Origin of the sequence: Paenibacillus hemerocallicola (assembly GCF_006265175.1) — a bacterium.
In the GTDB taxonomy this organism is placed as follows: domain Bacteria; phylum Bacillota; class Bacilli; order Paenibacillales; family NBRC-103111; genus Paenibacillus_AB; species Paenibacillus_AB hemerocallicola.
Genome location: NZ_VDCQ01000057.1, coordinates 22776 through 37191, shown reverse-complemented (window position 1 = coordinate 37191; position 14416 = coordinate 22776). Strand labels below are relative to the sequence as shown.

Below are 14416 nucleotides of genomic sequence, written 5' to 3'. Positions count from 1 at the left end.
AAGCAATGCGCGAAGCGAAAAAAGCCGGTAAGCCGGAACAATCGAATAAAGGCGCTCGCCGCCGCATTCGGCTGCTCGCATTTGCGATGGTCGGTTTTATGACTTGGGCGGCTCTCATTTTATGGAATCAGCAAGGACGTCTCGGAGTCAAGGCGGCGCAAGTCGAGGAGCTGGATCAGAAGCGCATCGAAACCGTCCAATTGCATGAGGCATACAAGAAAGAAATCGAGCGGCTGAACGATCCCGAATATATACTGCAGAAGATCCGCAAAGAGTATCACTATTCGAAACCCGGAGAGACGTTGTTCTATACCCCCAAATCTCCGTGAGCCCACGTCCTTATTGACCTTTATGTCGTCGATCTTGTATAATCTCCATATCCGATCCTCACATCGCCTGCCTGTTGGTGCAACTTTTTTGGCCCGAACCGTCGCAAAAGTTGCGAGAATTGCGTATGGATAGGTATGAGAGATTATTTCCAACATATTTTAGGGAGGAACGTTTCATTCTATGGCAATTGAAGTGGGCACCAAGTTGGAAGGCAAGGTGACAGGCATTACTCATTTCGGGGCTTTCGTGGAGCTGTCAGCAGGCGTGACCGGTCTCGTACACATCTCCGAAATTGCCGACAATTATGTGAAGGACGTTAATGATCATCTGAAGCTGGAAGACAAAGTTTTGGTGAAGGTAATCAATGTGGACAAAGACGGCAAGATCGGTCTGTCCATTCGCCAAGCCGTCGACAAGCCGCCCGGAGAGCAGCAGCAGCAGCGTCCTGAACGTCCTGAACGTGGATTCAACCGGGACCGCGAAGATCGCGGAGGCCGAAATGACCGTGGTGGTCGCCCCTTTAAACCTACCGCCAACCGACTTACGTTCGAGGACAAGATGTCGCGCTTCCTGAAGGACAGCGAGGAACGCATCTCGTCTTTGAAGAAAAACACCGAGGGCAAGCGGGGCGGAAGAGGCGCGCGCAGGGTGTAAGCGTGCAGCCAGCCCGTAACAACATGAATGGTACGCCGGCCGTCCGTATAGGGCAGTCGGCGTTTTTGGCTTTCGGCGTCCCGGTACGGCAGGAAGCCATGGTGTCCCGTGCGGATGCATCCCGGGTCCGAAGTTGACAACGATCCGGTTCTGGTATATACTTTCGAATTGTTATGGCGGCGTAGCTCAGCTGGCTAGAGCGTACGGTTCATACCCGTGAGGTCGGGGGTTCGATCCCCTCTGCCGCTATTCAACCGACAAAAGTTCCGACACGTTACGGCGTGTCCGGGGCTTTTTTCCTTTTTCCCACTGCTTTTGTCGGACCGCTTCCCCGACGGCTACGGAATCGACACTGTTTTACTAGGAAGAGAGCCCGGTTTGCTATTTTGCGTCCGAAGAAAAGACAAGCGGGGCGGCGCAGCCGTTTTTCGGAAACGTCGGGAGCGCAAGCGTACCAACGCATCCGGGGCACCGCGCGCCCCGGCTTTTTTTGTCGGAAAATTCTTTCAGTCTATCAACTCATTGTGACAAACTTTATACTAGATTGTTTTTATAATAGGGAACACACGAAAACGAATAAGGTGGTGTCCCGTAAGATGCAAAAGTGGAACGTTCTCGATTTGAAGTCCGCACCTTTGAGCGGAATGATGCAGAAGGCTAAAGCCGGCAGCAAGCGCACGCTGATGGAAAACCGGTTCGTCCAGTCGGTGATCGCCAAGAAATGGGCATTCGTGCTTGTCGCAATGGCTTTCCTGCTAGGCAGGGCGATGATTCTGGAGCAGTTGGCTCCCTTTGCAATCGCGTATTTCGCCGTGGTCTACTTCGTGCGGAAAGATTTGACGCGGTGGGTGGGCCTTTCTCTTCTGCTCGGCAGCCTGTTCGCGCTCGAAATCAAGACCGGTTACATTTTAACGGAGATGCTGGTGTTTCTGCTCATTCAGAAGGGGCTGGAAAAATATGAGCGGGCGGATCTGTCGTATGCACCGATTATCGTATTTACCTCCGCCTTTACGGTCCAACTGTTCGGATGCCTCGTCGCCTCCGAGCTAACCTGGTACACGCTGATGCTGACGGCGGTCGAAGCCGCTCTGAGCTTCGTGCTCACGCTCATATTCATACAGGCGCTCCCCGTATTTACGCTGACGCGAAAAAGCTATTATTTGAAAAATGAAGAAATCATTTGTCTCATCATATTGCTTGGTTCGGTCATGACCGGGACGGTAGGTTGGATTATTCAATCGGTGTCGCTGGAGCACGTGCTGTCGAGATATTTGATCCTGATGTTCGCCCTTGTAGGCGGAGCTCCTTTGGGAGCGTCCGTAGGCGTCATTACCGGTCTCATCCTGAGCTTGGCCGACGTGAACGCAATCTATCAGATGAGTCTGCTCGCCTTCTCCGGCATGCTGGCCGGCTTGCTGAAGGAAGCGAACCGGATGGCGGTAGCGTTCGGCATGCTGCTCGGCTCCTCCATCTTGTCCATTTATATCGGCAGTCAGACGGAGGTAATGAGCTCGACGTGGGAATCGGTGGCGGCAGTTCTCCTTTTCCTGCTCACGCCCCGGAGCTTCATACAAACGATCGCCAAATACGTCCCGGGCACGCAGGAAAATATGAAGTCCCAGCACGATTATGCCAAGCGGGTCCGGGATATTACGGCCGGCCGGGTTCAGCAGTTCTCCGAAGTATTCCGTCAACTGTCCCGCAGCTTCAAGCAGCTTACGCATATGGATGAAAGCGCGGCCAAGGAAAAGGAGGTCGAGCATTTCATGAACTCCGTCGCCTCGGAAACGTGCGCCATGTGCTGGAAGCGAAAGCAGTGCTGGGACGACAAGTTTTATCAAACTTATAAATATATGACCGAGATGATGAGCGAAATCGATGCCCGCGAAACGTTCGCGAAAAGGGATATTCCGGGCGAATGGAAGCAGGTGTGCGTTCGGACCGACCAGGTGCTTGTCGTAATGAAGCAGCAGTATGGGCTGTTCAAGCACGATTTGCATTGGAAGCGGCAAATCCAGGAGAGCCGCCAGCTCGTGGCGGAACAGCTGACGGGCGTATCGCAGGTGATGGAGGACCTGGCGAAAGAAATCAAACGGGAAGGACACGCGTTGTTTTTGCAGGAGGAGCAAATTCGTTCCGCTCTGGAGGACCTGGGGCTGTCCATTCACAGCATCGACATTATTAGCCTGGACGAAGGCAATGTCGAGATCGAGATTATTCACCAATACACGAAAGGATTCGATGAATGCCGGAAAATTATTGCGCCGCTCTTATCCGACATCTTGGGGGAGAACATCGCGGTGCGAAACGAGGAGGTGTCGAGCCGGGGAGACGGCTACGCTACGGTGTTGTTTTGCTCGGCCAAGGAGTTCGAGGTGGAAACCGGCGTCGCTTGCGCGGCCAAGGGGGGCGATTTATTGTCGGGGGACAGCTTCAGTACGGTGGAGCTGGGGAATGGAAAATTCGCGGTCGCGCTCAGCGACGGGATGGGCAACGGGGAACGGGCGCGTGCGGAGAGCAGCGCGGCGCTGTCGATTTTGCAGCAGCTGCTGCAATCGGGCATGGATGAGAAGCTGGCGATCAAGTCGGTCAATTCGGTATTGATGCTCCGTTCTTCCGACGAGATGTTCGCCACCGTCGACGTTGCGCTAATCGACCAGTACAGCGCGAAAACGACCTTTATGAAAATAGGCTCGACGCCGAGCTACATCAAGAGGGGAACGGAAGTGATCCAGATTTCGGCAAACAACCTGCCGATCGGCATTTTGCAGGACATCGATGTGGATCTCATTTCGATGCAACTGATGCCCGGCGATACGCTGATCATGATGACGGACGGCATCTTTGACGCGCCGGGGCCGGCCGTCAATAAGGAGATGTGGATGAAACGGATTATACAAGGAATCGACGAGGAGGAGCCGCAAGTTTTCGCCGATTGCCTGCTGGAGACGATCGTACGCTACCATCAGGGCGAAATTATGGACGACATGACCGTCGTCGTCGCCCGGGTCGAAAAATACAAGCCGGAATGGGCTACATTCCGCTGGCAGGGGGTGACCAAAGTGGAACGGCCGAGAACGGTCAGTTGACAGCCGGTCGGATCCGGCCGGTGCTCCCGTTAAGTGAAGCGAATAGGCCAATCAACGTTCAACCCGGATATTCCGGGTTTTTTGTTGTGCGGAAGGGATTTGTACCGGCCCGTAGAATACATATACATCGCGTTAGGACGGGTGGGACTTTTTACTATATGGCCAGAGCAACCAAACCGCGTTCGCTGACATCGGAAATGCTCGTATGGATCGCGCTGCTGGTCGTAGTGCCCATGCTTCTGCTCATCTACTACTTCTACACCCACATGATGGACGAGCTGACCAATATCGAGCGGGAGAAGACGGCGATCGCCAATCGCTCCGCGCAAAAAATGATCGAGGGCATCGGCGAATCGATATTGGGCGTGACGATTTCGAACGGTTACTGGGAAGACAACCGCCAAGCTATGCTGAAGCGCGATATGAACTGGCTGATTACGAACATTAACGTCATGCCGGAGGTAGTGCCGAACGTCGACTTTGTGGCGCAAACCGATGTATCCGGCCATATTATCGTACAAGCGGGGGATATTCGGCAATTTACGGATAGGCTGCAATATCCGGTTATATTGGAGCGATTCCGCATAGAAAAAGAATTTACCGGCGTAGTGGATACGTCGAAAGGAGCGGCGCTGATCGCCGTCGCCCCGGTCACCGGCGACCAAGGGCAGGAGGAGCCGGTCGGACTATTGATTACGGGGCGGTTGCTGAACCGCGAGCTGATGAAGGATATCGGCGACACGCTGCAAGCGGAGGTAGGCTTATACTTGCGGTCGGGGCAATTTCTGGCGTCGTCCGAAGATATCGCCGAGGCGGAGTTGAAGGCGTACGCTTCCATGCTGGAGACCGGCACGAAAGATGTCTTCCGCCTGGCGAAGCGGGAAGGGTTGTTTTACGCGGAGGATGCAGCTCCCTTTGCGGATTTGGCGGGCAATCCGATCGGCATCGTCTATACGGCCAGTCCTTCGGAATCTACGACCCGGGCTGCGCAAGGGTGGGAGAAGCTCAGCTACTACGCGCTCGGCATTATGCTCCTGCTGGTCGTTCTGGTTGTCTATTTATTGCGGAGAAGAATCATTGTGCCGCTTAGGCATTTTACCCGCACGCTGGAGCAAGTCGCCTCCGGCCAAGACGCGGTGGACATCCCGAAGCATATATTGGAAGCCGAGGCGGAAATATTGACGGCGATCCGGCAAATTATGCGGTGGAATCAGTCGCTGGAGCAGACGGTCAAGGAACGGACGGCAGCCATACGCAATTTGCTCGATAATGCGAGTCAAGGCTTTATGACTGTCGGGAACGACTTGCGTATCGGCGAGCAGTACAGTATCGAATGCACGCGTCTGTTCGGCTGCGAAGTGGGCGGACAGTTTTTCCCGAGCTTGCTGTATCCGCAGGAGGAATCGGAACGGAGCCTGCTCGAGTCGATCTTTGCCGATTATTTCGCCGAGCGCGAGGCGTTCAAGCGGGAGGTTCTGTTCTCGCTGCTGCCGGAGGAAGCGGCGATCGGGGAACGAACGGTTAGGCTGGAGTATAAGCCGATCGAGACCGGCGGAACGATCATGGTCATCCTTTCGGATATTACCGAGAAACGCGTGCTGGAGCGGCAGATGAACCGCGAGAGACAGACGCTGCGCATGGTCGTTCAAGTCGTGACGCATTCGGATGACTATGCGGAGATCATAAGAGATTACGAATCCTTCTATCGGAACGAGCTGCCCGAAATTGCCGGAAGCGAGCAATCGGCGAAAACCAAGCTCTCGGCCGTTGCGAAAAGGGTCCATACGTTGAAAGGCAACTTGTCCCTGCTCAGCTTGCTGAAGGCGCCCGCCCATCTGCACCAGCTGGAAGACCGGCTGAATGAGAAAATGCGCGCACAGACGGAAAGGGACGGGGCATTGGAGCATTGGCTGCTGTCGCTCCCGTTCGAGCGCTGGATCGAGGAAGACGTTGCAGTGCTGCAAAGCGTGATCGGCGAGTCGTTCCTGCGCCAATCCGCGGAAAACCGGATCGAAATCGACGCCTCCGCATGGAAGAGGCTCGAAGCGAAGCTGGAAACGGTGTTGCCGGGCGTCAATGACGACAACGGGCTATTGGACGAGTTCCGGCAATGGCGTCTGAAGCCGGTCCGTCATCTGTTGAAGACGTACCCCGCCTACATGGCGAAGTTAGCCGAACGTGCCGGCAAATCGGTTCGTGTAACGATGGAAGGCGTAGACCGTGTCCGTGTGGACCCCGAACGGTTTGCCGGATTCGCCAAATCGCTCGTTCACGTATTCCGGAACATCGCCGTTCACGGAATCGAGCCGCCGGAGGATCGGTTGGAGCAAGGCAAGGACTGGGAGGGGACGATCGCGATTTCGGCCGAAGCCGGGGAAGGGGCATTTACGCTCATGATTTCGGATGACGGACGGGGCATAGACATGGAACGCATACGGCTGCTCGCGGCGGAACGCGGTTTGCTGCAGAAAAGGGAAGCCGACGAGGCCGAAGCGGAACGGCTTCTGGAGCTTTTGTTTTCCCCCGGCTTCTCCACGGCGGTCGAAACGAACGAGCTGGCCGGACGCGGGGTAGGATTGGCGGCGGTCAAGGACGAGGTCGACAAGCTGGGCGGCACCGTTCGTCTGAATTCTCAACCCGGCGAGGGAACCCAAGTCGTATTCGAATTTCCGAACCGAATGAAGGATTAACGGAGGTTTTTTTCTTGCGGGCTGACGCTCCATTTTATGCATCGTTATGCGACAACACGTCCCTATATATGAAGAAGCTCGGGATCGTGTGCGCGCCTGGGCTGACGTCGCCGACCGAAACGCCCGTGTCGCTGGAATCGGTCAGCTCATTCATTCAAGTGAATGGGGCGGTTCAAGGCGGTTTTATTTTATCCGTGGACGAACGGCTTGCCCGGCAACTGGCAAAACGGTTTGTGATCGCCGATATAACCGATGAAGAGGCCGAAGGGTATGCGGTCGAGGCGGTGGCGGAAATATCCAATATTATTTCAGGGAACGCTTTGGCCTCGCGTGAGGAACCTGATGTTTTTCTGGGAAATCCGCTGATGATCGTGACGAACGGAGCGGAAGTGAAAGCGAATGCGAGCGTTCGCACGGCTGCGTACGCAACCGATTTCGGTACCTGCCTCTGCATATTCGTCCCGGCCTCCCACAAGGCCGAGCTTGCAAGCATTATTACGGTGCGGCCCCAAGACCGGAAGGAGTGAACAGAATGGCGAAAATACTCATAGTGGACGATTCCTCCGTCATGCGCAAAAACATACGGACCGTATTGGAGCGCGCAGGCCATGAGGTCGTAGGCGAAGCGTCGGACGGGCGGGAAGTGTTGACGAGCTACATCAATTTGCGTCCCGATCTCATTACGCTGGATATAAGCATGCCGACGATGGACGGAACCGACGCGATCAAAACGCTTCTCCGTTCGTTCCCTCAAGCGAAGGTCGTCATGGTCAGCGCCATCGGCCAGAAGCAGCAAGTGCTCGACGCGATCAAGCTGGGAGCGAAATCGTATATCGTCAAGCCGTTTGAAGCGGATAAACTGCTGGAAGTGGTCGATAAAGTCGTCCGATTATGAGAGCCGATACCGCTCGCAGGACGTTTCTCCTCAAAAATTAGAGAGACGTCTTCTTTTTTTGCCGGACAAAGCTCGGACATTCATGTTCCGGTGGCGGGTATTGGACTCTCTTCCCCAGGAAATACTAGATAATAGAATCCTGGGTGAAGAGAGGGGAGTTGCCGGATGAAGCAAATCGTGTTAATTACGGACGGGTGTTCCAACGAGGGGATCAGTCCGGTCGTGGCTGCAGCTCATGCGGTACGGCAGGGCATAGTCGTAAATGTGATCGGGATCGTCGACGACGGCACCGATATGGGCGAACGGGGAGCTTCGGAAATAGCGGAAATCGCCAAGGCCGGCGGAGGCATGAGCCGAATCGTTTCTTCAAGAGCTTTGGCGGAGACGGTGCAAATGATGACACGCAAAACGGTCGTGGAGACGATCCGGCAAACGGTGCAGCAAGAGCTGCGGCAATTGATGGGCCCTACGGCCGCCCTGGAAAGCTTGTCTCCGGAGCGCAGGGGCCCTGTCGTACGGATGATCGACGAACTGAGCGAGACCGGTTCGCTCCGGGTGGCGCTGCTGATCGATACAAGCGCGAGCATGAGACCGAAGCTGCGGGCGGTGGAGGAGGCGTGCAGGGATTTGTTGGCGAGTCTTCGGGCACGCAAAGGAACCAGCGAAATGTCCGTTTTGCATTTCCCCGGAAATACGGAAGCGGACCTGCTGGCCGACTGGACCTCCGACCTTGCAAAAAAGGACGAATTGTTTTATAAATTAAACATGAAGGGTACGACGCCCACCGGTCCCGCACTGATGAAAGCTTTGCGGTACGTGGCCGAAGCCGGGTCATCGAGGCATGCCGGTATCCGCGATGACGAGTGGGAAGGCGGCCCCCCTTTCAGGGCGAGCAGCGGGGATGGGATATTAAGTGACTACATCGTCTAAGGTAGTCCTGACCGAAGGGTTTACCGTTTGCGGCAAATGGAACAAACGGTCATACCGGATCGGCAGACTGCTCGGTGAAGGGGCCAATGGGAAAGTATTTCTCGTGCATTCGGGGAAACGGGCTTATGCGCTCAAGTTCGGATTCGACGCCCTTGATATTCAAATGGAAGTAAACGTGCTCCGCGAATTGGACAAGAAAATGCAGCGTCCTTTTCTGCACGATGCCGACGATGTGGAGCTGAACGGTAACGTTTATCCTTTCTACGTAATGACTTACATACGCGGGGATATTCCGCGACACTATATTGGAAGAAATGGATCCGACTGGTTTTATTTGATCGGGTTGAATCTGCTCCACAAGCTTGGCGACCTGCATCGACAAGGGTACGTATTCGGCGATTTGAAATCCGAGAACGTGCTCGTTTCCGGCTACGGGGAGGTGGAGCTTGTCGATTACGGCGGAGTGACCGGAAAAGGGCGCTCTGTCAAACAATTTACCGAGCTGTACGATCGCGGCTTCTGGAACGCCGGGGAACGGGTGGCCGACGACGGCTACGATTTGTTCGGCTTTGCGGTGTTTTGCCTGCAGATGGGCGGCATGGAGAAGAAGCTGAAGGAGCTGGCGGGAGGGCTTCCGCAGAACAGGAGCCCGGGCGATTTGGCCAAGCTGGTCGACGAATGTCCGAAATGCCGGCCGGTTTCGGACGTACTGAAAGGTGCGATCGCCGGACGGTGGACCAGCTCCTCGGATGCGGCAGCCTCGTGGAAGCTTTTGATGGAAAAGCACGGAGCGGCTTGGCGGCCTCGTCCGGAGAAGGCGGGTCTATGGATCAGAACGGCGTTCATCGCCTCGATCGGACTGTTCCTGTCGGCGCTCTACGCATTCCTTTTGAACGGATGAGTTATTGACCGAAACGGACAAAATATGACGTGCGCAAGCCAAGAAGGGTGTAAACGATGGAACTGCTGAAGAAAGTGGAAAGCGCGATTCGGAACGAACAGCTCGCGGAGGCGGGAGACCGGATTGTCGTAGCGGTTTCGGGCGGACCCGATTCGATGGCGCTGCTGCACGTTCTTTTTTTGCTTTCCGGGCCTATGCGACTGGAACTTGTCGCGGCTCACGTGAACCACGGGTTCCGGCCGGAGGAGTCGGAGCGGGAGGCTGATACGGTAGCGGCTTATGCGGCGAAGCTTGGAGTGCCCTGCGAAATCGGACGTTACGATTTGCCGGCCTTTATAGCCGATACCGGCATGAACCCCCAGGCGGCGGCCAGGGAAAAACGTTATTCCTTCCTATTCGAGACGGCGGTTCGACATGGAGCGAGCAAAATAGCGCTTGCCCATAATGCGGACGATCAAGCGGAAACTTTGCTGATGCGAATTCTGAGAGGAACCGGGCCTTCGGGGCTGACCGGGATCCCGATGCGAAGAACGGAAAAAAAAGTGGAACTAATCCGGCCCTTATTACGTATATACAAATCGGAGATCGAACGCCATTGCGCCGGTTATGGCATTCCGGTATGCCGGGACAGCAGCAACGACCAGCGCAAATATTTCCGCAACGCGGTCCGGCTCGATGTGATTCCGTATTTGCGGGAATACAACGATAAGCTGCCGGAGTCGTTGAATAGGCTGGCCGACATGATGCAGGCCGAGGACGATTGGATGGAAGCCGAAGCGCGCAAGCGGTTCGCGGAGCTCGTAGAGGTCGGGCGCTCGTCCGAACGGATCGAATGCAGCCTTGGCGCAACCCGGTTTGCGACGCTTCACGTTGCTTTACAAAGGCGTTTGATTAAACTAATATTAAATTATGTTTTTTTGGACGCCGATTTATCCGATTACGCAAGGATCGAGGCCGTTCGTTCGGTTATTGTCCGCGAACAGGGAGAGGCGATCTCGCTCGATCTGCATGATCGGCTCAAGCTCATTCGGGAGTATGACACCGTAAGGTTCGTTCAAGCATGGCAGCCCCCCGAGCCTTATGAGTATTTCATGGAAAATCCCGACGGGCTGTTGCTCTTGCCGGAGGCTGGAACGGAATTGGAGAGCAGACTGATCGAAGCAGAGGAGTCCTCGGCTGTGCCTCCATGGGGGGAACCGAATGGACATCTGGAAGCCTGTTTCGATTACGATCTTCTGCATTTTCCTCTGACCGTCCGCAGCCGCCAGCCGGGAGACCGTATGGAACCGCTCGGTTTAAAGGGGACGAAAAAAGTAAAAGATATGTTCATTGACAAAAAAGTGCCGCCTGCGGCAAGAGGTCGTGTCCCGCTTGTCCTGGATGCAGCGGGTCGCATCATATGGATCCCCGGAGTGCGCAGATCGACGCATGCCACCGTGTCCGAAACGACAACTAGGGTATTGGTCATGAAGGTCCGCTCCGTTTGACGGCAAGCTTCACCTTGCCGAGAATGCGGCCATTCATGCTTTCATAGTATAAAGTAGGAGGGTCCATGGTTGGAAAACGACATTCAGAACGTTCTGTTCACCGAAGACCAGATTCGGCACAAGGTTGAAGAGCTGGGAGAGACGATCAGTCGCGACTTCGAAGGCAGGAACCCGCTCGTCATTTGCGTGCTGAAAGGCGCATTCATCTTTATGGCCGATTTGGTGAAACGAATGACGATTCCGCTTGACATCGACTTTATGGCGGTATCGAGCTACGGGCAGGCCACCAAATCGTCAGGCGTAGTGAAAATCATCAAAGATTTGGACGTTCCGGTCGAAGGCCGCAATGTGCTGATTGTGGAGGACATCATCGACAGCGGGTTGACGCTCAGCTATTTGATCGACGTGCTGGAACGCCGCAACGCTTGCTCCGTATCCATCGTCACGCTTTTCGACAAGCCGGCCAGAAGGTCCGTCGATCTGGAGCCGGAGTACAAAGGCTTTACATTGCCTGATGAATTTATTGTCGGGTACGGGCTCGATTTCGCCGAGAAATACCGCAATTTGCCGTATATCGGCATTTTGAAGCCGGAAGTTTACACAAGGCCGTAAGCCGCTTGCGCGTAGGATCGGGTACATTTGTGAACGGTAGACGCGCTGTGGTAAAATAAGTTACGTGTGTCGCCAGAGAGGAGGTAGGGGATGAATCGGATCATCCGCAATACCGGATTTTATTTGCTCATATTCTTAGTTACGGTCGGGATCGTACATTTCATCAGCAGCCAGAATGATACGAAGCAGACCATTACGTACACCAAATTCCGCGAGGAATTGAAAAATAACAACATCGAAGAAGTAGCGGTGAAATTTGACGGCTATACTTATTTGATTCGGGGCAAGTTCAAGCAATCAAGTACAGACAAGCTGCTATTTGAAACCCATGCTCCTTTCGATCCCCGCGTTGTCGAGCTGCTCGAGCAAAGCAACATTACCAAGGAAGTTCATGAGAAGATGGAGGGAGACAACGTCTGGATTACGTTCCTGACGTCGATTATCCCGTTCGTCATTATCTTCATCCTGTTCTTCTTCCTGCTGAACCAGGCTCAGGGCGGCGGCGGCAAAGTCATGAATTTCGGCAAGAGCCGCGCACGTCTTTATAATGAAGAAAAGAAACGGGTCACGTTCGACGATGTGGCCGGAGCCGATGAAGAGAAGCAGGAACTGGTCGAAGTGGTCGAGTTTTTGAAAGACCCGCGGAAGTTCGCCGCGCTCGGCGCGAGAATTCCGAAAGGCGTGCTGCTCGTAGGCCCGCCGGGAACAGGTAAAACGCTGTTGGCCCGTGCGGTAGCGGGAGAAGCGGGCGTTCCGTTCTTCAGTATCAGCGGTTCCGACTTCGTGGAAATGTTCGTTGGTGTCGGGGCATCCCGGGTACGCGACCTGTTCGAGAACGCCAAGAAAAACTCGCCTTGCATCATCTTCATCGACGAGATCGACGCCGTCGGCCGCCAACGCGGAGCCGGCTTGGGCGGAGGCCACGACGAGCGCGAGCAAACGCTCAACCAATTGCTCGTAGAGATGGACGGCTTCGGAGCGAACGAAGGCATTATCATTATCGCGGCAACGAACCGCGCCGACATTTTGGACCCTGCCTTGCTGCGTCCAGGCCGTTTCGACCGCCAGATTACGGTAGACCGTCCGGACGTCAAAGGCCGCGAAGCGGTATTGAAAGTTCATTCGCGCAATAAACCGTTGAACAAAGATGTCAGGCTCGATTCGCTGGCTCGCTACACGACCGGCTTCAGCGGAGCCGATTTGGAAAACCTGCTGAATGAAGCCGCCTTGATCGCGGCACGGCGCAATCGCAAAGATATATCGATGGATGAAGTGGAAGAAGCTTTCGACCGCGTTATCGTCGGCGTGCAGAAGAAAAGCCGCGTCGTCAGCGACCGCGAGAAGAAGACGATCGCATTCCACGAAGCGGGGCACGCGATTATCGGCTACTACGAACGGCATGCGGATGTCGTACATAAAGTTACGATTATTCCGCGCGGCCGTGCAGGGGGCTACGTGCTCAGCATTCCGAAGGAAGGCGAGGACCGCTTGCTCGCGACTAAATCCGAGCTTCTGGACCGTATTACCGGCTTGCTCGGCGGTCGCGTCGCCGAGGAAATGTTTATCGGCGAAATCGGTACCGGCGCTTATGACGACTTCAAGAAATCGACGGCGATGGCGCGCAGCATGATCGTCGAATACGGGATGAGCGACAAGCTCGGGCCGATGCAGTTCGGCAATTCCCAAGGCCAAGTGTTCCTCGGACGCGATATCGGCCACGATCAAAATTACAGCGATGCGATCGCTTATGAAATCGATAAGGAAATGCAACATATCATTCGTACCTGCTACGATCGGGCGAAAGAAATTTTGCAAACTCATAGCGATAAAGTTCATTTGGTGGCGAATGCTTTGCTCGAGCGCGAAACGCTCGACAAAGACCAAATTATCGAATTGCTCGAGAAAGGCGCAATTGTCGGCAGTGCGGATGGCGAAGGCAAGGAAGAAGAGCCTAAGGTCAACATCCAAACGCAAAACAACGGCGTCGAAGCCAACAAGCTCGATTTCGACAAAGAAAAGAAGGACGACAAGAAAGAGGAGTAATCCCTCTTTCCCGAAACGAACCGTCTCTCCTCGGAGTGACGGTTTTTTTGTTCTCGCCGATAAGTCATAAATCAGGAATTTCATAAAAAAATTCACAATTAAACCGGTTTCAATGTTTGACGTAAAAGCGTATTGCCGTTACGATTAGATCGTTAACATGTTTTTTAACGATGTGAACGTCGATGGAGGAGTAAGGAATGGGCAACGGGGAGTTTGACCGCTTTCGTTCCGAATTGATGGAGAGAATGGCGCGAATATTCGAGGAGAGTGGAACGAGCCCGTTGGTCGGACGAATCTATGCTTTGTTGATTTGTTCTCCCGAGCCGATAAGCTTGCAAGAGATAGCGCAGCGGCTGGGGGTGACCAAAGCGGCCGTAAGCATTCAAGTGCGAACGCTTGAAACTCATGGACATTGTTTGAAACTGGCAGGGGGGAACGACCGTAAACATTATTACTGCATCCCCGACGAGCACTTGCAAATCTCGATGCGCATGGTGATGGAACGGATGAACTCCGAGTTGAAGTGGATCGAAGATACGCTTCGCAAATTGCCCGATCCGCAAGGACTGCAAGAGAACGAGAAGGCATCGTTCCAAGTGCTGCAGCAGCGTTATACGGAGCTGGCGGTATTTTATCGCGTCGTATTTCGCAGGTTGGACGGGGTAGAGGAAGAAATGGAACGGTTAATTGCCGACATGAGGAGGAGAGATTCGCAAAACGGCCAATGATGCTTGCGTTCAAGAAACCGGTCTTAGGTCTAGGTCAAGATACAGCCGCAGCCCATG

12 protein-coding genes and 1 tRNA gene are annotated in these 14416 nt (G+C 54.5%); all 13 read left to right on the top strand.

Annotated features, from left to right (window positions below; translation table 11 throughout):
- The first annotated feature begins 5 nt into the window (after positions 1–5).
- The 13 genes from FE784_RS30100 to FE784_RS30040 all read left to right on the top strand — a co-directional run bounded on the left by FE784_RS30100 (position 6) and on the right by FE784_RS30040 (position 14359).
- Entirely contained in the window at positions 6–329 is a 324-nt protein-coding gene (locus tag FE784_RS30100) for an FtsB family cell division protein (RefSeq protein WP_139605971.1), read from the top strand.
- 181 nt (positions 330–510) lie between these two features.
- On the top strand, positions 511–984 hold the full coding sequence (locus tag FE784_RS30095; RefSeq protein WP_139605970.1) for a S1 domain-containing RNA-binding protein: 474 nt from the start codon (positions 511–513) through the stop codon (positions 982–984).
- A 175-nt stretch (positions 985–1159) separates the two neighbouring features.
- A tRNA-Met gene (locus FE784_RS30090) sits at positions 1160–1233 on the top strand.
- A 347-nt stretch (positions 1234–1580) separates the two neighbouring features.
- Positions 1581–4073: a stage II sporulation protein E gene (spoIIE, locus tag FE784_RS30085; RefSeq protein ID WP_139605969.1), complete on the top strand. Its 2493-nt coding sequence runs from the start codon at positions 1581–1583 to the stop codon at positions 4071–4073.
- Between the two features lie 158 nt (positions 4074–4231).
- Positions 4232–6763, top strand: coding sequence for an ATP-binding protein (locus FE784_RS30080; protein WP_176706637.1), 2532 nt, complete (start codon positions 4232–4234; stop codon positions 6761–6763).
- 14 nt (positions 6764–6777) lie between these two features.
- Complete coding sequence (locus FE784_RS30075) at positions 6778–7290, top strand: chemotaxis protein CheX (protein WP_139605967.1); 513 nt, start codon at positions 6778–6780, stop codon at positions 7288–7290.
- 5 nt (positions 7291–7295) lie between these two features.
- Positions 7296–7658, top strand: coding sequence for a response regulator (locus tag FE784_RS30070; RefSeq protein ID WP_139605966.1), 363 nt, complete (start codon positions 7296–7298; stop codon positions 7656–7658).
- 165 nt (positions 7659–7823) lie between these two features.
- Positions 7824–8588, top strand: coding sequence for a VWA domain-containing protein (locus tag FE784_RS30065; protein ID WP_139605965.1), 765 nt, complete (start codon positions 7824–7826; stop codon positions 8586–8588).
- A complete protein-coding gene (locus tag FE784_RS30060; RefSeq protein ID WP_139605964.1) occupies positions 8572–9489 on the top strand; it encodes a protein kinase domain-containing protein in 918 nt (305 codons plus the stop codon). Before FE784_RS30065 ends, FE784_RS30060 begins: the two co-directional genes overlap by 17 nt.
- A 56-nt stretch (positions 9490–9545) precedes the next feature.
- On the top strand, positions 9546–10976 hold the full coding sequence (gene tilS, locus FE784_RS30055) for a tRNA lysidine(34) synthetase TilS (RefSeq protein WP_139605963.1): 1431 nt from the start codon (positions 9546–9548) through the stop codon (positions 10974–10976).
- A gap of 69 nt (positions 10977–11045) precedes the next feature.
- Positions 11046–11588 carry a hypoxanthine phosphoribosyltransferase gene (gene hpt / locus FE784_RS30050; protein WP_139605962.1) on the top strand — a complete coding sequence of 181 codons (543 nt, stop codon included), beginning with the start codon at positions 11046–11048 and terminating at the stop codon, positions 11586–11588.
- 90 nt (positions 11589–11678) lie between these two features.
- Positions 11679–13631 carry an ATP-dependent zinc metalloprotease FtsH gene (ftsH, locus tag FE784_RS30045; RefSeq protein ID WP_139605961.1) on the top strand — a complete coding sequence of 651 codons (1953 nt, stop codon included), beginning with the start codon at positions 11679–11681 and terminating at the stop codon, positions 13629–13631.
- A gap of 197 nt (positions 13632–13828) precedes the next feature.
- The gene (locus FE784_RS30040) at positions 13829–14359 is read left to right on the top strand and encodes a GbsR/MarR family transcriptional regulator (RefSeq protein ID WP_139605960.1); all 531 of its coding nucleotides are present in this window, start codon (positions 13829–13831) and stop codon (positions 14357–14359) included.
- Positions 14360–14416 lie beyond the last annotated feature (57 nt).